The sequence below is a fragment of the Candidatus Vallotia laricis genome, assembly GCF_020541325.1.
Lineage (GTDB): Bacteria > Pseudomonadota > Gammaproteobacteria > Burkholderiales > Burkholderiaceae > Mycetohabitans > Mycetohabitans laricis.
On the sequence record NZ_CP047399.1, the window covers coordinates 698358 to 719053 of the forward strand.

A 20696-nucleotide genomic window follows, 5' to 3' on the forward strand; every position below is an offset into this window, starting at 1 on the left:
TTCTTATTAGCTACTTTCTAAACCTTCTCTAGTCACTAGACACTAGTATTAGAGGTGATGAATATCACCTCTAATACTAGTGAAAAACCTACGATCTAAGCAGGAATTATATAAACTTATATAAAATACTAGCAGTTTTAGTTAAGAAAAAAAAATTTTATTTGCTCTACTTTTATATGCTAATTATAGTTTAGCAAAATACATAGGAATTTTCAGTAGTGTCTACCGATAGAGAGTCAAACTCTAACATAAAGTTAATAGTATCAACGCTAGAAATATTAGCTATTATGAATTAATTATGTGCGTATATCTATCGTATTCTTAAATGAATGCAGCCAATATTTTCCAGAGTTAGTATTAAACCTGCTATAGGCACATTATATTGCAACTTTTAAGGTTTGCTGTCATAAGAAGAAAAATTCTCTTCTAAATCAGAACTACTCAATAGTAGAATCAACTTATATTAATATATTGGTGGGCCTCCCGTGAGTCGAACACGGCACCAACGGATTATGAGTCCGCTGCTCTAACCAAGCATGAGCTAGAGGCCCAAATTAGTTATTTAAATACGGGATTTAGTTTCCCTCTAAAAAAGACTTTAGTTTATCTGAACGGCTTGGATGACGCAATTTGCGCAACGCTTTTGCTTCGATCTGGCGGATCCGCTCCCGCGTCACATCAAACTGCTTACCTACCTCCTCGAGAGTATGATCCGTACTCATCTCAATACCAAATCGCATCCGAAGTACTTTTGCCTCACGCGGGGTTAATAAATCTAGCACTTCTTTAACAACATCCCGCATACTTTCGTGTAATGCAGCATCCGCTGGTGCCAGCGTATTATTATCCTCGATAAAATCACCTAAATGAGAATCGTCATCATCCCCGATTGGGGTTTCCATCGAAATTGGCTCTTTTGCGATCTTCATAATCTTACGGATTTTGTCTTCTGGCATCTCCATTTTTTCAGCGAGTGTGCTAGGGTCAGGCTCGAGCCCCGTCTCTTGTAAAATTTGCCGAGATATACGGTTCATTTTATTGATTGTCTCAATCATATGAACTGGAATGCGGATCGTGCGAGCCTGGTCTGCAATCGATCGTGTAATTGCTTGACGAATCCACCATGTTGCATACGTAGAGAACTTATAACCTCGACGATATTCAAACTTGTCAACTGCTTTCATCAGGCCGATATTACCCTCTTGAATCAAATCTAGAAATTGCAAGCCACGATTCGTATACTTTTTTGCAATTGAAATGACTAGCCGTAAATTAGCTTCTGTCATCTCGCGCTTAGCCTGACGTGCCTTAAACTCTCCAGACACCATCTGACGATTTATTTCTTTTAAATCTTTTAGTGGCAACACAATACGCGTTTGCAGATTAATCAAGCGCTGCTGCTGTTCGAGAATTGCTGGGATATTTCGAGCGAGCACTGCGCTATAAGGATGCCCCTCTACAATAATTTGTTCAGCCCAGGCTAGATTAGTCTCATTACCCGGAAATTGCGAAGCAAATTTTTCGCGTGACATCCCGCACTTGTCGACAACAATATGTAAGATACATCGCTCCACTTGACGTACCTCATCAATTTGCGATCGTAATGTGTCACACAGTCGCTCAACAGTTCGGGCAGTAAAACGAATTAATGTTAACTCGGTCTGAATTGCCTCTTGTGCTTTTAGATACGACTTAGATTTATACCCTTCGTTCTCGTATGCTAGTCGCATTTTTTCAAACCACTCACCGATTAATGCAAAGCGCTCTAAAGAGTGACGCTTAAGGGCATCGAGTTGCGTAGCGCTAGCTGCAGCTGATCCAGCACCCTCATCTCCTTCTTCATTTTCTAGATCTATTCCACTATCTTCCGACCTAATCTCATCCACATCAGCCGTGCTAAAGCCATTTTCATCCTCCGCATTTGGATCGATTAATCCATCGACTAGTTCGTCTACCCGGATTTCATTACCAGTAATCCGATCGGCCATAGCAAGGATATCTACAATCGTAGTGGGGCAAGCTGAAATTGCTTGAACCATATGCTTTAGGCCATCTTCGATACGTTTGGCGATCTCAATTTCACCTTCTCGTGTTAATAGCTCAACAGTCCCCATCTCTCGCATATACATGCGTACCGGGTCCGTTGTACGGCCAAATTCAGAATCCACTGATGATAGTGCAACTTCAGCCTCTTCCTCCACTTCGTCGTCAGACGATAACGAGGGCGCGTTATCGTTAAGCAACAACGTTTCTACATCAGGCGCCTGCTCATAAACTGCCACACCCATGTCGTTGAATGTGCTAATGATGCTTTCAATCGCCTCGGTTTCTGCAAAATTGTCCGGTAGATGATCATTAATTTCAGAGTAGGTTAAGAACCCTCTTTCCTTACCAAGCTTGATCAGTGCTCGAAGCTTTGAGCGGCGCTCCTCAAGCTCCTCAGCTGTACCCGGCTGGCGAGATGCGAAAGCATCCTTTAGCAGCGCTTTTTCCTTCGCCCTACGATCACGAGCTTTAGTCTTCTCACCCTTCACTGCCGTGAATGAGCTAGCCGACTCATTGACTTGCCTCGTTTCTTTGTCAGGCAGTACTTTATTCAGCTTTTTTGTCATGGATGTCGCTATTACGGCCTTAGTCTCGACTTACAGCTCTTTGACGGTTGTCGCTTTCATCGTATTAGTGCAGCCTCCGTCTACTATCTAGCGACCGAAATCTGTGTAATTTCCGTTTTATAAAACTCGCGGTTAAACTACATGATGAAGTCGATTAGTAGACTCTACCGTCGTCGCGGAAAACCTAGTTATTATTTTTGGCTGGCTAGATCTCATAATATTTTTTAGTAAGACACATGCATAAAAAGAACCGCTTCGCTATACTGCGAATAGGATTATTATCTTAATAATTATCAACTTAAACTTTTCATGCAACCCAATCCTTGATACTTAGTTTTTCCATTCGCTTCTGTCTAGAAATAATTTTACTGAGAATCTCCAATATAGTACGATGATTACGTTTTTTCGCCAAGCGGCGACACAGTAATCCACCGCTTTAGTTCGGCGCGTCGACGTGATAATTCGGCAAACTCTATAGCCCGTTCCCCCTCTAGTTTTGTCTGTCGAGATAAAATCTCGAGTCGTTCAGAGCAAGCGTCATAATGCATTTTGGAGACTACTATCTTAACTTCATCGGCCGCAATCCGCTTCTGCTCATCACGGCGGTGCACGCTATTATTGTCTAGAGACATATGAAGTAAATCGCGCACGTTTTCATCATATAAAAGAATTTCTCGAAATATTTCTTCATATATCGGCGCATTTGGGGAACTAAGCAATAAATCCTTCAGCAACCGATACTCAGCTGTATCTCCTAGAGCCTGCGCATATGAAATAGTTTCAGAAAATAGCTCTTTTTGCTGAGAAAGAGTGGCTAGCGTATTGCACTCTTGTATATTAAGCATCGCGACGATGCGAGGATACATAATTATATTGCGCAGTGCTCGATGCTCGTGGCCGGTGACATAACGACGATCGATCCCTGCCGGAACGCGTATTTTAAATGCAGTGCGCCTGCCAATTGTGCAGAACCGCATTACGTCTTCAACGGGTGTTGATATCTGATCCGCTAGAGTACGTAGAATTTGCGTCCTCAGTGCGTTAGGCGGCAGCATCTGTAGTAGTGGCTTAGCCTTATACAAGGCCCTCGCCCGTCCTTCCGGCTGCTCAATTTCTTTGTCCGATATAACTTCGTTAAGCAGAAACTGCGAGAGAGGAACTGCCCGCTCAATCTGGTCTGCAAATACCCTGGCGCCGTACTTTTGGATATAACTGTCTGGGTCGTGCTCAGCAGGCAGAAATAGAAACCGGATCGCGCGATTGTCTGCCGCATGTGGTAGACAAGTATCCAAAGCGCGGCGTGCTGCACGGCGTCCTGCTGCATCACCATCGAATCCAAAAATCACTGTATCTGTCTGCCGTATCAATTTTTTTATATGTACGGGTGTGCACGTAGTACCCAGAGTTGCTACCGTGTTTGGAAAGCCCAATTGCGTCAACATAACAACGTCCATATAACCTTCTACGACTAGAACAAAACCCTTCTCGCGAATCGCAGAACGTGCCTCAAAGAGGCCATATAACTCAGTTCCTTTATTAAATAGTGGTGTTTCTGGAGAATTCAAATACTTTGGCCTACCACAATCATTTAGCACGCGTGCGCCAAAGCCGACGACATGCCCACTCATGTTACGGATAGGGAACATAATTCTCTTCCGAAATCGGTCATAACGGCGTGCTTGTGTTTCGCCGTTACTTGAAACCTTTTCACTAACAATTACTAGACCCACGTCGAGCAACATGTCGTTGTGATAGTCTGTAAATATTGCCTCTAGGTTTTGCCAGCCATGCGGTGCATACCCTAATCCGAAACGACGCGCGATCTCACCGGTCAAACCACGATTTTTCAAATACTGAATTGCATCTGGCGCGATCCGAAGCTGCTTACAATAGTAATCAGATGCACTCCGCATAATGTCAATAAGTGTGTACGTCGGCCTGGGACTAGTAGATGGCAAATTGCCACTGTTCTCGAGTCCCAATAGATTCCTAACACTATATTCTTCCGGCGTGGTTTCGTGTGGAACTGCAAACCCAATCGACTGCGCTAGCTCATCAACGGCTTTAGGAAACGTCAAGCCTTGATACTGCATAAGAAAACTGATTACCGTTCCGTGCACACCACAACCAAAGCAATGGTAGAACTGCTTCGTTGGGCTAATAGTAAACGAAGGATTTTTTTCATTATGGAATGGGCACAACCCGCTAAAATTTGCCCCACTCTTCTTTAGATTTACATACCTTCCTACTACGTCAAGAATATCAACGCGGTTTAATAAGTCCTGCAGAAATGAGTGTGGAATCACAGTTGCATTAGTAAGTCTACGTCGGTAACAATGGTGATTTACCTACGTAGAAAATTCCTCTATATTGGCGCAGACTGTAGGTTTGCTTTTATAGGACAGCATGGTCGTGCTGAACTCTGTGAGTTGGCAATGTCTACTTGTTTGCTCCATACCCGAAAGACGACGTTACTCTTGAATAGTTGGGCTCGGATATATTTCCATAGAATCATTGTTTCCTTAGTTTCTTTAAACTTAGATCCGCAGTCTGTAATGCAAAATCAAATTTTTCTTGACTCACTTATCGGTAAACAAGCTGATTTCGTTATCGCTTATCTTGTACGCTCATCTACTCTACTCTACTTAATCTCAGATAATTTAAGTGTAGAACTGTGATATAAGGTAAAAAACCTACTGAAGCACAATCTACGATGCAGCACTATCTATAGCAGAATTACACAGTACCACAGGTTTTATTAGTACTTACTATCGTAGTATTTATGCAATTATGTACTATGCGTCTATACAAACGTTTCATCAGCTTGCCTTCCGCAATAGTAAAATCTAAATAAGTTAAATAGAATTTTCATGGTCATTGCTTTTTTCATTTAGTTGGCCCCTATAAAACTTAAAGTTGTATATTCCCGGCGCTAGTTTTTAAACAAGATTGAGATGTAGCTAACCATAATTTCGAATCGAGTCTTTTAGGATAATTGTTGTATGTTCCAGTCCACTCTGAAATGGACATTTCATTTATCCATATCCAAGATATGGAAGTATAAAAAACGTCCTCGCGTAGAATTTCGCATTACGCATCCGTTTAATATTAGTCAATAGCATAAGTCCTGATGAGCTTACCGCAACATCGAACAATTATCTTTGAAACCATGCTCTATAGCATACCTCTGTTCTACCAACGATAAAGCAGAGGTATTAATGCTACTTAATATAATGAATATTAGGTTTTAAAAACCACTAGTACCCACTCAGCACAAAGTTTATTGCTAGAAACTGCTAGTCAGATACGCATTGAGTAAGAAGCCTCTGAAATTAAACGACAGTATTGCGCGTAAATACTTACATTCCTAAGCGAGTGGTTCTTTAGTATGGGTTACCCGATATAATATTTTCGGGTCTCGTAACTAGATATACCCCAAAATGCAGAGAGGGCAAACAGTTTATGATGCGTAGCTTGATATGCGTTGGTAAAAGTATCTTATAATCGATAAGATCGATCTGTATCTCAGAATTTATAATCCACTGTTACTACAATAAGCGTAGGCGCCTGTGCACATCAGAATATATACTGCCCTGACAGCTGAGCGGAACATGATGTCACATTCACATTGAAGCACATAGATAATTATCTCATCTAGATTAATGCTTTTATTGTGTACACTGGAATTATTATGTTAACACATAACAATTCCAGGTATTCTAACGGTGTATAGAAATCTAGCGCAGAACGAAAAACAAGAGTTCTTGGGTCGGAAGTGAGTAAGATTCTTGCATACTGGCTTATATTCATCGACTGCTCAAGAGCATCGGCTTTTTCTTAATAAAGCCGTACGTGATTAATAAAAACTGTACGCCGATTAAGATAGAATAGTGTAGTAACATACACCATAGTACTAGTACTATGGTTATATCGTATTATTTAATAATGCACGCTCTATTTAGGTTATCTACTATAGTAGTATCACACTATTACATGTTAAAAATTTCTCGCACCGGTTTTAGCTATCTAGCCTGGTTGGGTAAAATAGGCCATATTCAGCCTGATCACTTTTTCCTTTAATTTTTGTGCTCGTTTTAGGTATTGAAAGCTCATGCGATGAAACCGGAATCGCGTTATACGATAGCGAGCTCGGGATTCTTGCAAACGCACTGCATTCGCAGATTGCTATGCACCGAGACTATGGTGGCGTAGTGCCGGAACTTGCGTCACGTGATCATATTCAGCATGCATTGCCACTACTAAAGAAGGTATTACAACAGGCTGGGGTTTCACGCACAGCAATCGATGCGATCGCATTCACTCGTGGCCCAGGGCTTGCTGGTGCACTGCTTGTCGGAGCTAGCATTGCCCATGGACTGGGCTTAGCACTTAGAAAGCCAGTCATTGGCATTCACCACCTTGAGGGACATTTGCTATCGCCATTACTTGTTCCAAGGCCGCCATCTTTTCCATTTGTTGCGCTTTTAGTATCAGGCGGCCATACACAACTTATGCATGTAGCTGATGTGGGCATCTATCAGACACTTGGTGAGACTCTAGACGATGCTGTCGGTGAAGCGTTCGACAAAACCGCAAAACTATTGGGACTACACTACCCAGGAGGACCTGAAGTGTCGAGATTAGCTGAGTTCGGTATTTCTGGAGCTGTTAAGTTACCACGCCCAATGTTGCATTCTGGCGATTTAAATTTTAGTTTTAGTGGATTAAAGACAGCAGTTTTCATGTATCTCAGCCGAAGCGGCCCTCACACCTGTGAGCAGGAAAAAGCTAATTTAGCGCGTGGCTTTGTTGACGCTGCTGTCGAAGTACTAACTGCGAAAGCAGTTTCTGCATTGAAGCGCACGGGAGTAAATCGGTTAGTTGTGGCCGGCGGGGTCAGCGCAAATCATCAATTGCGTAAAGCGCTATGTTCTGCTGCTGAATGTAGCTTCGACGTATATTACCCTGAAATTACACTTTGCACAGACAACGGTGCAATGATCGCTCTTGCGGGTGCTATGCGGCTACAACGTAATCTAGAAGTGGCTAATACATCGTATGCTTTTACTGTTAAACCACGCTGGGATTTGAGTACCGTGAATAATCTAAGCGGGACGCTAGAATAGCGTATCGCCCTTGGAGCTGTCATGGGGGGGGCATAGTGCTTTAGCGTAAAAGGCTAATATAAGAACCCCCCGTATCTATTAACCGCATCCTGTAATACGAAGCATGCCCCCTCACTAGCATAGATCCACTAATACCTAAATCAATATCTGGGCAGCTATCCTAAAACCGCTTGTCGTGCTCGATTAGCGCGTACGCACTATGATTATGAATTGACTCAAAATTCTCAGCCTCGAGAACATAGGCGACAATTCGCGCATCGTCATTCAGTCGTTGTGTAACATCGCGCACCAAATCTTCAACAAACTTTGGATGATCGTAGGCCCACTCGGTAACAAACTTTTCATCAGGACGCTTTAGTAGACCCCATAACTCACATGAAGCTTCCTCTTCAGCCATCCGCACTAGGTCCTCAATCGGAATATCATCAGATAATTCAGCAGCAATAGTTATATGAGAACGCTGATTATGTGCGCCGTACTGAGAAATCTTTTTCGAGCATGGACAGAGGCTAGTTACTGGCACTACAACCTTAGTAAATAAGCGTGTCTTGCCATTGCGCGTATCAGCGCTACGCGTTACCTCATAGTCAAGCAAACTTTGCGCACCAGATACAGGCGCCGTTTTCCGAATGAAATAAGGAAATGTAACTTCGATTTGACCTGCGGCAGTTTTAAGCTTTTTGAGCATGCTCGCTAGCATAGCTTGGAAATGAGTAATATCTAACGGATTTCCTGCTTGATCTAGTAGCTCTATGAAGCGTGACATATGCGTCCCTTTCTGCTCGGCAGGAAGGTACACGTTAAGATTCCAGGATCCTACTGTTGCCTGTACTTCGCCTGCCGCAGTTTTCACTGTCAGTGGATGACGTATCGTCTTGATACCGACTCGCTGGATCGGAATCTTCCGGCTATCCGGCGTGTTTTGTACATCAAGCATCACAAAAGCGTGATTCATCTGGTTCATCGAAATTCCTTGATAACCGGCGAACACATTAGTTCATAGAAGTGTCGGAGTGTCAGTCACACTAACTTAAATAAAAAATAGAAAAAACTATGTAGGGTGCAGTCTATACGGTAAGCATAGTTGTTTTTACCTTATCATTATGCCTTTGCTATTCCCAGAGCACCAAGCGCTTACGGATCGATCTAGCAATTCCAACTACATCTAGACCACATTCGGATAACAACCGTGCCGCATCGCCATGGTCGATAAAGCGGTCAGGAAGGCCTAGTTGTAATACTGCTCGTTTTGCTCCTGCTGCTTGTAGAGACTCGATACATGCAGATCCAGCCCCCCCCATCACGCAACCTTCTTCAATAATTACAAGTAGCTCATGCGTATCTGCGAGTTTCCAGACAAGAGATTCATCTAGCGGTTTTACAAATCGCATATTTGCTACTGTTGCATCAAATTCCTGTGCCGCTGTCAGGCTAGGCGCTAGCATTGAGCCAAATGCCAAGATTGCTACCCGATGACCAGTTGGCGCCTGCGATGTTCGCCGGATTTCCCCTTTTCCAATCGGTATTACGCTCAAATTCTTTTTTGTAGTTAGCTCCGATCCTGTTCCGCGTGGGTAGCGTACCGCACTTGGACCATCAAGTTCTAGGCCCGTATACAGCATTCGTTGACACTCATTCTCGTCGGCCGGTGCCATCACTACCATATTTGGGATACACCGTAGATATGCTATATCATAAACGCCCGCATGTGTTGCCCCATCCGCTCCCACTAGTCCTGCGCGGTCTAGCGCGAACATAACCGGTAGGTTCTGTAATGCCACATCGTGAATTAATTGGTCATAGCCGCGCTGCAGAAACGTTGAGTAGATCGCCACTACTGGCCTCAACCCTTCGGCCGCTAACCCGGCAGCGAAGGTTATCGCGTGCTGCTCAGCAATGCCTACGTCAAAATAGCGTTGCGGGAAACGTCGTTCAAATTCAACAAGTCCTGAACCCTCACGCATGGCTGGAGTAATACCGACTACCCGTGGATCTAATTCTGCGGCATCGCATAACCACTCGCCAAAAACCTGTGCATAAGTCTTCTTTGAAGACGGGGCTGGCTTAATTCCTTCGGCCGGATTGAATTTTCCTGGACCGTGGTATAAGATTGGATCAGCTTCAGCAAGCTTATAACCTTGACCTTTCTTTGTTATTACATGAAGAAATTGCGGTCCGCATAATCCCCGGATATTCTGTAGCGTTGGAATCAGCGAATCGAGATCGTGTCCATCAATCGGACCAATATAGTTAAAGCCAAATTCCTCAAACAGCGTTGCGGGTACTACCATGCCTTTTGCGTGCTCCCTGAGCTTTCGTGCAAGCTCGAGCATTGGTGGAGCATGGCGAAGCATTCGCTCAACGCTTTTTTTTGCAGTTGCATAGAACTTACCTGACATCAATCTGGCAAGGTAACGGTTGAGCGCACCCACTGGGGGTGAAATCGACATATCATTATCGTTTAGAATCACTAGAAACGGTATATTCCCACACACGCCAGCGTTATTCAGTCCCTCGAACGCCTCACCAGCAGTCATCGCGCCATCGCCAATCACAGCGATTACATATCGGTTTTCATTTTTGAGTTGGCTTGCAACAGCCATACCCAGTGCCGCTGAAATCGACGTACTCGAATGTGCGGTACCAAAAGTATCGTACTCTGACTCGGAACGGCGCGGAAAACCAGAAATTCCATTCCATTGCCGTAGCGTACTCATCTGATCGCGTCGCCCAGTTAAAATCTTATGTGGATAAGTCTGATGGCCAATATCCCAAACAATCCGATCTTTCGGTGTATCAAACACATAGTGCAACGCGATTGTCAACTCAACAGTGCCTAGATTTGATGATAGATGCCCACCCGTTTGAGATACGCTGTCAAGCACGAAGGCACGTAGCTCTTTAGCAAGCGGCTTTAACTGCCGGAGCTCTAGGCGCCGAAGCGCATCAGGGTTATTGATGGTTTTTAGCAATTCGTACATCGTCGCTCTATTCCAAACAATTCTACGGCGTATACACCGACGCTCCTGTGTAGCGTCTTTGCGCTGTAGACGTGTTGTCGCTTATCGTGTTGATAGTACGACAGCTTAATTTACACGCTTCACCACCATATCGGCTATTTGAGCAAGTCGTATACCGCGCTCACCTAGCGGAGCAAGCGCGGTATACGCGTCACATCGTAGCTGAGCCACAAGTTTAAGAGATGCTTGCAACCCAATAACTGAAACATATGTCGGTTTGTTATTAGCTGCATCCTTGCCAGCCGTTTTGCCAAGCAAGGTTGAGTTAGCTGTAACATCTAGGATATCGTCAACTATCTGAAACGCTAGGCCCACTGCTTTCGCATACGCATCGAGCCCAGCCTCAATCTCGGCCGACATTTTGTCCCCACACGTTGCTCCCATTTTAACGGCTGCACGTAATAACGCGCCGGTTTTCATCCGATGCATCATCTCCAACTGTGTCTGCGACAACTGCATGCCTACACTCGCTAGATCAATCGCCTGTCCGCCCGCCATACCAAGCGAGCCTGTCGCAGAAGCAAGTATACGCATCAACGCAGTTCGTCGGTATACGTCGATTACGTCTGAAGCAAGCACAATAAACGCCTGTGATTGTAGTGCGTCGCCGACAAGAAGCCCCATTACCTCGTCGTACTGTATATGCACTGCCGGCTTATCGTGACGAATGTTATCGTTATCCATTAACGGTAAATCGTCATGAACCAACGAGTACACATGAATTAATTCAATCGCACATGATGCTGTGTCACGCAGCTGGCCAGGCGCATCCAGTGCCTGGCCAGCTGCGTGACACAGCATCGGTCGTACACGCTTTCCTCCCCCAAGAACTGCATAGCGCATCGCCTGATGCAACTGCATTGGCTCGATATCCACCGAAGGTAGCGCTACTGAGAGCGCTACCTCAGTTCGCGATAGCACTTCGCATACCCACTCATTAAATTCTATAGTGCTCACGCACATTCTCCATCATCGGCCGCTGAATGGATAGGCTTAAGTGATTCACCATCAAGTATGCAAACCTGCTGCTCAACTCGTTTCAGCTGCTGCTGACAATATGCGACTAGCGCTACACCTCGACGATATGCCGCTAGCGATAGCTCAAGGCTTAATGCACCCCCCTCCATCTGCTCAACCAATGACTCAAGTTCACTAAGTGCTGTTTCGTAATTATCCGGTAATGGGATATCTGCCTCATTATGGGCTTTAGCGGGAGTATTAGGCATTATGCACATATATTTTGGCAATTTACCCGTATTTTACGGAAAACTCTAGACTAGTAGCAGCAAATGCCGTCCAAGCCTACGCAGTTAAATACTAAAAAATATTACTCATATAAAATATGAGTAATATTTACTTTAATTAAAGAGTTCTTAACAAATTTTTTTAAATTTACTAAGCGACATTAATAAACCGTAAGTGTATTTTACATGCTAGTAGATTATTATGTATTTTCTTGTATCCGTACGATTTAACTCGTTCTAAAATCTTTAGCATGAATAATATAAAAATTACTTAGTTTAAAGTAGTCTACTAAACTAATTACAATAAAAATCTTCCATTTCATAGAATATAAATATATACATGTAGATCTAGATTTTTAGAAATACCACAAACTACGGAGAGTTCTCTTGAATCTTGAATCTTGAATCTTAATTTACATGATTTGATGGCTAAACAGTACTTGCACATTCGTGTTGTATCTAATCATATGCAATATACGCTGCATAGCGTATTCACAAGCCCTGTTTATCTAGATAACAAAGCACTATTTAAATCCGATTTAGGCCTAAGATAAGTGAAATATAAATTAAGTCTAGCCCCTATTTTATCTAGGGTTACTTTATCCAAGGCTAAGATAATGCGGTTTTAATAAGGAAGTCTATTCTATGGTGTGCCCCTATTCCGTACTGATTTTCACCAAAACTATTAGTTAGCTATCTGCTGCGTCGATTATCTAGAATTTTTATAAGTACTTATATCTTCTCGAGAAGTATAAGACCTATATAAACTAAAAGTTTTTTACTAATAGATAGCATTATTTTCTTCTAATATAGAATACACGCTCACTCATGCTTAAGTTTAAGCTATAGCGTATAGTAATCCGAGATTTCATAGCAGTCGTTCGTAGCAGAGCTCTATCGGCTGCTACTAAGCCAGTAAAGGCAAAATCAGAAGCAACATTAACGATGTACAGCAACAGATGCAACGGTTTTTAATAACTTTTCTAAAATTATGCGCAACATACGCTATCTATTGATGCACAGTAAATTACTAGTGGTAGTCACTTGTAGTCACTCTATTTGAGAAGACTGTACACTGCGATCCTAAATTATTTCCAAGTCACGCAAACAAATTTTAATCTGTAGGTACTGCCGATGCTTATTATGCCGCCAATGAAGACTTACACCTCTCTCGCTTAGTTGCATTATGCTAATAATGTCGTATTACTTGGTATTAATGCGCCTCCTCCCAGTTGACGCCAGAGCCTAGCTCAGCGACGAGAGGTACATTGAGCTTGCCTATCGAACACATTAGTTCGGGCACCTTAGCACGAATAACTTCTAATTCATTATTTGGTACCTCTAGAACTAACTCGTCATGAACCTGCATAATCAAACGCGATTTAATTCGTTCCTGTTCGATCCAATTTTGGACGGAAATCATAGAGAGCTTGATCAAATCAGCTGCGGTACCCTGCATCGGCGCATTAATTGCGGCTCGCTCAGCAGCTTTACGCCGAGGGTCACTACCGCTACTAATTTCCGGGAGCCATAGCTGCCGACCAAATACAGTTTGGACGAAACCACGAGATTTTGCCTCCATTCGTATTTTATACATGTAACGCTTGACACCAGAATAGCGAGCGAAATAACGTTCAACATAAAGATTGGCTGCAGCACGTGTGATGCCTAAATTCGAAGCAAGTCTAAATGCACTCATGCCATAGATCAAGCCAAAATTGATAACTTTCGCAATACGACGCTGCTCAATCGTGATTTCTGGCCGCATTACGCCAAAGATCTCCGATGCGGTTGTTCGATGTATATCTTCACCATGTTCAAAAGCCGCCATCAGTGATTCATCGCCAGAGATATGTGCCAGAATTCTTAGCTCGATTTGAGAGTAATCGACTGAGACGATGCTGCTCCCTGGCGGGGCAATAAATGCCCCGCGAATTCGCCGTCCTTCTAGCGTCCGAATCGGAATGTTTTGTAAATTTGGATCATTAGACACGAGCCTCCCAGTCACTGCTACCGCCTGTGCATAATGAGTATGTACGCGGCCAGTATCCGGTTTAATCATTTTAGGCAGCCTATCTGTATAAGTCGACTTAAGCTTGGCTAGAGCACGATAGTTGAGTAACACCCTTGGTAGTTGATGGTTCTCGGAGAGCTTTTGCAATACCTCATCATCTGTAGATGGTGCACCTGATGCAGTCTTCTTGATTATTGGCAATCGCAACTGCTGAAAAAAAATCTCGGCGATCTGCTTCGGTGAATTCAGATTAAACCTGCCACAGGCTAGTACGTGCGCCTCATCTTGCAACCGAAGCACCCGAATGGTAAGCTCGTTGCTTTGCTCAATGAGTCTATCTTTGTCGATTAGTACGCCATTTCTCTCAATAATTTGCAGCACTCGCGATGTTGGTAGCTCAATAGAGCGGTAGACATAATCCAGCCCCCTGTCAACTTGAATACGAGAATACAGCACCCGGTGCAATCGCAACGTAATGTCTGCATCCTCAGAAGAATATTTTGTGGCTACGTTTACTGCGACCTTATCAAAGCCGATAAGGTCGACACCTTTGCCAACAACATCCTCATATTTGATTATTTTTACGTCGAGATGCCGCATTGCAAGAGCGTCTATAGCATGCGAACGATGCGATTCAAGCACATATGATTCCAGAAGCGTATCGTGCTCAACACCTGTCAGTGTGATGCCATAATTAGCTAAGACCTGTGCATCATACTTTAGATGCTGTCCAACTTTTTTATATGCAGGATTCTCCAGCCATGGCTTGAGTTTTTCGAGCACCTCATCACACGGCAATTGTACCGGCTTATCTGGTCCAGAATGTGAGAGTGGAATATATGCGGCACGCCCAGGACCGGTCGCGAATGATATACCAACGATACGGGCACATAACGGGTTCAGAGAGGTAGTTTCAGTGTCAAATGATGTAAGAGGTGATTCCTTAATCGCTGACAACCATTTTTCGAATTGCTCCCATACGTTAATCATTTCGTAATGACGATCGATATCAGTTTCCACCTCTATTTCAGGCGATCTCAGGCCGAGCGCTTCTCCACTATTAATATTGATAAGAATCTCCCTCTCAGCTTGGATATCGAGCTCGCGCAACCATGTTTTAAATCCGTGTCTCACATAAATATCACGCAATTTTTCCTTAGCCTCCGCCCGGAGCTGCAGCGACTTAGAAATAGACTGTACATCAGGAAATAGAACGCAGTTAGTATGCACAGTAACAAGCCGGCGCGCTGTTGGCAGAAACGCTAGTACTCGGCGCAGATTGTTGCCGAGTACTCCTTTAATATCGTTCGAATGCGCAATGACTCCGTCTAGCGATTGATATTGCTCCAGCCATTTTAATGCTGTCTTCGGGCCACACTTTTCTACACCCGGCACGTTATCAACAGTATCGCCAATTAATGTCAGATAGTCGACAATACGCTCAGGTGGCACACCGAATTTCGCAAGCACGCCATCGCAATCGAGCTGCTCATTAGTCATAGTATTAATTAATGTTATGCGCTCGTTGACCAATTGTGCCATATCTTTGTCGCCCGTTGAGATCACTACATTCATGCCAGATTGTTTGGCGCGCATTGCTAGCGTGCCAAGCACGTCGTCAGCTTCCACTCGATCAATCATCAGCTTCGGCCAACCGAGCGCATATACTGCAATATGAATTAGCTCAATCTGCTTAGCCAAATCCTCTGGCATCAGAGGGCGATTCGCTTTATAGGCCGGATACCACTCGTCACGAAATGTTTTGCCTTTTGCATCAAACACACACGCGCCATACTTCGCAGGAATATCTCGTCGTAATCGCCTCATCATATTAATGAAACCGTACAGCGCACCGGTTGGACCACCATCCGGCCCACGAAAATCCGGAAGCGCATGGTAGGCCCGATATAAATAGCTCGAACCATCGACCAATAGCAAAGTATTTCCATTAGGGTTCTGCTGCTGAGGCATTTCAAATAAAAAATAATCTTAAGTTTGAATTAATTGGTAGATCAATAAAGCGCGACATTTAAAAAAAATACCGTATCTCTATACCGTATCTCTATAAATATCTGCGCTTATTGCAAAGTCTATTAAAACAATCAAGTATTCATCGGTCATCATCCTAGCTATTAGCATGTACGGTTCTTGCCTAGCCAAAGTCACAGCTATAAATGTGTAATAAATAGCTACACAAATATTAAGAATGTGAACGCATGCAAGATACTTTTAGTCCACCTAGTGGTTTTATACTGGTCGACATGCCCGTGACAGATTATAATACTAATTATAGGAGAAATTTTTCGATTACCCAATACTCCAAGAAGGTCTTTCGGACTGATTTTATAACCTGACTAAATTAATCAATGCCAACTAATTATCAAAATATTAATTAGATATTAATAATCTATAAGACGGATTCGATGGCTAAAACTGATACATATGCCACTAGAGTGAGTTCTGTTTAAAAGCAGTAGTTTTACATATATCTGTAAAACAGTAATATACTGATCCAGATATTTTATCTAGAAATAGGTATCAACCCCAGAATTTTTAAAAAAATTCTGGTAAAAAATAAAGCATTCCAGTTGAAAGAAATCTAATTTATCTGACCTATAAACTAACTATTTGGAATGGCACTCTGAGTGCTTACGGCACTAATTATCTCCTATAAAACACAAAATCTTACTAATTGCTATATTTAATAAGCAATTCTCTGTTTTATACGCAAGCTTATGAAGTACTATATTATATAGTCTACTCCTGGAACACCACTAGAAAGTGTATCCACACTACTTTATATTGCATAATATAACTCGGTACACGCTAATAGGATAATTTTATTTTGTATAAACTGTAGCTTAAAAAGCTGAATGTAAGGGCGATTTTTATCATGTATAGCACAGCTAGCAAACTAGACGTTATGATATTAAAAATACGCAGAAAGTTCAATATAAATAATTGATTTATCCACTAAACAATACTAGGATTTTTATAGATTAGAGAATCTAAGCGATAATAAAATTTAAAGAAATATTAAAAATTAATAAAACAGATTTTAAATTTAGTAAAGTCTAGATAGATATATTATCGAAATAATAACTATACTGGCAAAAAGTCAGGAGACTTTAGATTTTTTATCTACCGAGGAACAAGAGACTAACTTTTAAACGAATTTAAGGAAACGAGGGCGCTCATTTCTAAGCTGTATTATGCAATTATTTTACAGAAAAACTACATAGCAGTAAACATATCGTAAAACAAATCAGACATTCCCAGCAATTTCAGCTTCGATATGCCACATACCTATAAAATAGGCAAAGCAATGTGAGATAAAAAGCAGAAAAAATTTTTCTACCGATCAATGCACCCTGCATATCTACGCTCGTTTCTTCAAGAGCAGAAATACTGGTTCCCAATTATTATCCATAATAATTACAATTATATGCAGTAGTAACTATGCTATAGCGCATCAGCTCTCTTAAGCAAGGCGTATGATACCAAAAATCTATCTAGAGATTTTCTCTAATGCGTATTATATATTCCCTACTAACCAGGGGGAACCTGTACCGATAGCAGACAATGCTTATTGAGCATCTGGTTCTCGGAGAGGTAGAGCCCATACTAGTATTTAAGCATGCTCTTATATGCAAACTAAACACCATAAACTCGTTTTATGCTTGTCCTTGCTTCGACATGCCTCCCCACTATATTAATTATCGTAATACGGCTACTATCAGCGTGCTTCAAGTTTCGTATGGGTAGCTCTTCGATGAGAGCTACCAGTGGCTCGATTTTGAGCTTCTTGCTCAGGTTTTTACTATATGCAATTAGGTCGCCGAGCTTAGTAAGCTCAACTTATTTGTTGCAATTTACTCGAGCAGCAAGAAGACAATAAGCTCAAAAAGCTAGTTAATGTAGAACTGCTTATTTAAGCATGGTACCTAGTTTTAGAAGTTCTGGGTGAGGTCTTAACATATGCCGCGACATAGCATGTGTGGCATCAAGAGTCTGCTTACGTCATGATGAATAATATTAGTAGATAGATCGCTTAGGCGTGTCTAGTATGTGCTATGGACAATGTATCTAAACAAAAGTAGCTCAAAATAATCTGCTGTGATAAATCCACATCGACCAGCACTTTATAGTTCCCTGAAATTCGATTCAATTATTTGTAATAAGCTAATAAGTTAACAAGTACAACCCAGGACTTCTGCAAGCAAATTATAAAGGTAGTACTAGTTGACATACGTATTATCCAGTTTGTTTGCATCTTCACAAACAGATAGTCAAGGCGAAAGTATAGATTCGAAGGCATACCACTTCATGTTAACAACTATGGCTCATCGGCATTCTTATAAAACACGGCTGTCATGTAAGCACTAAAAACTTAAGGCAGTGTCATGTCGACACCTACGGTGCATACTGGTTTAGTAAAGTTGTCTACTGTCTCGGAGAACCATAATGAAGCTGTTTCACACTGAGCCTGTCGCAATCCCTCGCATCGCGAGCCGGGTTGAGACATTGCTTATAGTAGCTGCCCTAGTAGAAAATGCCGGAGAAGCTACTATATCCGGTGCATCACAAACAAGTGCTGTGCTAGCCGCAGCTGCTACCAAATCGCGGGATTTGGATGGGACTATTGTCTTGTCGAATATGAAAGCCATTAACCAACCTACTAATTGCCAGCATAGCGCATACAAAATTCAGGGCGCACAGCGCGCCGCACTTTTACGAAAAGAGTTTAAACGGCATACCTATTATCAAATATCGCGATCGTGACAAACTAGCCAAAATCTAGGTCTACCTAATTTGGTATACGCTACTAGATCAGCACATTTCAAGTACTGACCGCCTAGATAGCGGCAGCCTTCGAACCTATCCAATGACGTTTGCATGGCCGTTTTTACTGCCCTTTCCGAAGCCCGGCTTGCCGCTTGGGTTCGGCACTACGCGATAGGCAAGATTATCGATTTCCATGGCATTACGTCTGGAATCGAGAACAGCAATTTTTTCTTGACAACCACTACCGGCGAATATGTGCTAACAATTTTTGAAAAACTTACCGCGCACGAGTTGCCTTTCTATCTAGAATTAATGCGTCATTTAGCAGCACATCATGTTCCTGTACCTGATCCCATGCGGCGTTCTGATGGAGCGTTGTTTGGTATGCTGATGGATAAGCCCGCCGCAATAGTGACGCGCCTGGCTGGCTCGCCGAGGCTAGCGCCGAAGGTTGTACACTGCACTGAAGTTGGGCGCATGCTGGCGCGCATGCATATTGCTGGAAAAGATATTTCAATATATCAACCGAATTTGCGTGGCTTGCCTTGGTGGAGAGAGAGTGTTCCGTCGGTATTGCCCTACGTGACTGATGAACAGCATCAGTTACTAATCAGCGAGTTAGAATATCATCAAGCCTTCTTTACATCTCCAGATTATGCAAGGCTGCCTGGTGGTCCATGCCACTGCGATTTATTTCGGGACAATGTACTATTCACGTCGTGCGATGGGCATGATACCCTAGGAGGTTTCTTCGACTTTTATTTTGCCGGCTGCGATAAATGGTTGTTCGATGTTGCCGTAACTGTTAACGACTGGTGTGTTGATCTAAACACCGGTCGTCTAGATCAGGCACAAACTCAGGCATTACTGTGCGCGTATCATGCCGTGAGACCGTTTACATCATCTGAAACAGAGCATTGGCGCAATATGCTACGTGCTGGCGCATTTCGTTTCTGGTTATCCCGACTCTACGACTTTTACTTGCCCCGCGATGCTCACTTACTTAAGCCGCATAATCCCGCTCATTTCGAGCGTGTATTGTGTGAACGAATTAGCGCGGATGCATTACCGTGGCTTTAACTACTCTGCTATGCGACTAATTGAAACGTCCGCGAAATCAGGCTATATCTGGATCGGAAAAGGCATCCGGCTTTTCCGAAAAAACCCGATTCACCTCCTGTCGATTTTCTTTACATATCTATTTTCGATGACGCTGGTTATACATATGCCAGTCGTTGGCTCCATGCTATGGATAATACTCATGCCGGGTTTATTCGTTGGGTTCATGAGCGCATGCCGTGATGTGTTAGCTAATAGGCACATATGTCCACTCGCCTTGTTTACTGGCTTTCGCGCGTATGGTGCTGGCGTCGCTTGGCGGCTCTTGAAGCTTGGACTAATCTACTACTTACTAGTTAGTATAAGCCTGTTTTTAACTTCCATGATTGATGACAGCTGGCCGCTAAAAACCTTTATGAGCGAAGTAAAATCGTATGACAATATCGTCTATAGGAACGTCTCGCTTTCTAGTATCATCCTTAGATTCGTCATCTATATTCCTACGAATATGTTGTTCTGGTTCGCTCCGATGCTAACTGCTTGGCATAGCATGCCCCCAGTTAAAGCAATGTTCTTTAGCTTTGTTGCCTGCTGGCGAAATCGTGTCGCATTTCTTGTCTATCTAGCTGCGTGGTTCGCAGTTATAATGGGCGTATCATTAGTACTTGCTTTTATTCTAAACACGTTTAGCGTATTAAATATAGCCTTGACTTTGCTACTACCGGGGGGCGCGATCTTATGGACGGTAATTTACTGTTCACTACACATAAGCTATTGTGGTTGTTTTAGCTGTGAATAGTGCGCTAACTTAGTGTCTGTCATTAATCTGTTGTAAA

The 20696-nt window shown here is 42.9% G+C and carries 11 protein-coding genes and 1 tRNA gene; 4 read left to right on the top strand and 8 right to left on the bottom strand.

Annotated elements, in window-relative coordinates:
- Nucleotides 1-472: 472 nt before the first annotated feature.
- The 3 genes from GKR41_RS02695 to dnaG form a co-directional block, all read right to left on the bottom strand.
- A tRNA-Ile gene (locus tag GKR41_RS02695) sits at nucleotides 473-551 on the bottom strand.
- Nucleotides 552-575: 24 nt separating this feature from the next.
- Complete coding sequence (gene rpoD / locus GKR41_RS02700) at nucleotides 576-2612, bottom strand: RNA polymerase sigma factor RpoD (RefSeq protein WP_226809652.1); 2037 nt, start codon at nucleotides 2610-2612, stop codon at nucleotides 576-578.
- A gap of 395 nt (nucleotides 2613-3007) precedes the next feature.
- The gene (dnaG, locus tag GKR41_RS02705; RefSeq protein ID WP_226809653.1) at nucleotides 3008-4918 is read right to left on the bottom strand and encodes a DNA primase; all 1911 of its coding nucleotides are present in this window, start codon (nucleotides 4916-4918) and stop codon (nucleotides 3008-3010) included.
- A 1779-nt stretch (nucleotides 4919-6697) separates the two neighbouring features.
- Between dnaG and tsaD the strand changes: the two genes are divergently transcribed.
- Complete coding sequence (tsaD, locus tag GKR41_RS02710) at nucleotides 6698-7738, top strand: tRNA (adenosine(37)-N6)-threonylcarbamoyltransferase complex transferase subunit TsaD (protein ID WP_226809654.1); 1041 nt, start codon at nucleotides 6698-6700, stop codon at nucleotides 7736-7738.
- Between the two features lie 160 nt (nucleotides 7739-7898).
- Here tsaD and folE2 read toward each other — a convergent pair whose 3' ends face one another.
- The 5 genes from folE2 to polA form a co-directional block, all read right to left on the bottom strand.
- Entirely contained in the window at nucleotides 7899-8702 is an 804-nt protein-coding gene (gene folE2, locus GKR41_RS02715; RefSeq protein ID WP_226810236.1) for a GTP cyclohydrolase FolE2, read from the bottom strand.
- A 148-nt stretch (nucleotides 8703-8850) separates the two neighbouring features.
- Entirely contained in the window at nucleotides 8851-10719 is a 1869-nt protein-coding gene (gene dxs / locus GKR41_RS02720; RefSeq protein WP_226809655.1) for a 1-deoxy-D-xylulose-5-phosphate synthase, read from the bottom strand.
- A gap of 105 nt (nucleotides 10720-10824) precedes the next feature.
- A complete protein-coding gene (locus tag GKR41_RS02725) occupies nucleotides 10825-11706 on the bottom strand; it encodes a polyprenyl synthetase family protein (protein ID WP_226810237.1) in 882 nt (293 codons plus the stop codon).
- A gap of 5 nt (nucleotides 11707-11711) precedes the next feature.
- Nucleotides 11712-11993 carry an exodeoxyribonuclease VII small subunit gene (locus tag GKR41_RS02730; protein WP_226809656.1) on the bottom strand — a complete coding sequence of 94 codons (282 nt, stop codon included), beginning with the start codon at nucleotides 11991-11993 and terminating at the stop codon, nucleotides 11712-11714.
- Nucleotides 11994-13215: 1222 nt separating this feature from the next.
- Complete coding sequence (gene polA, locus GKR41_RS02735) at nucleotides 13216-15987, bottom strand: DNA polymerase I (RefSeq protein ID WP_226809657.1); 2772 nt, start codon at nucleotides 15985-15987, stop codon at nucleotides 13216-13218.
- Between the two features lie 2493 nt (nucleotides 15988-18480).
- Here polA and GKR41_RS02740 point away from each other — a divergent pair.
- From GKR41_RS02740 to GKR41_RS02750, 3 genes are all read left to right on the top strand, one after another.
- Nucleotides 18481-18798 (top strand): hypothetical protein, encoded by a 318-nt coding sequence (locus GKR41_RS02740; RefSeq protein WP_226809658.1) that lies wholly within the window; start codon nucleotides 18481-18483, stop codon nucleotides 18796-18798.
- A gap of 114 nt (nucleotides 18799-18912) precedes the next feature.
- Complete coding sequence (locus GKR41_RS02745) at nucleotides 18913-19881, top strand: homoserine kinase (RefSeq protein WP_226809659.1); 969 nt, start codon at nucleotides 18913-18915, stop codon at nucleotides 19879-19881.
- Nucleotides 19844-20659: a BPSS1780 family membrane protein gene (locus GKR41_RS02750; RefSeq protein ID WP_226809660.1), complete on the top strand. Its 816-nt coding sequence runs from the start codon at nucleotides 19844-19846 to the stop codon at nucleotides 20657-20659. The genes GKR41_RS02745 and GKR41_RS02750 overlap by 38 nt, the downstream gene beginning before the upstream one ends.
- Nucleotides 20660-20696: the final 37 nt, after the last annotated feature.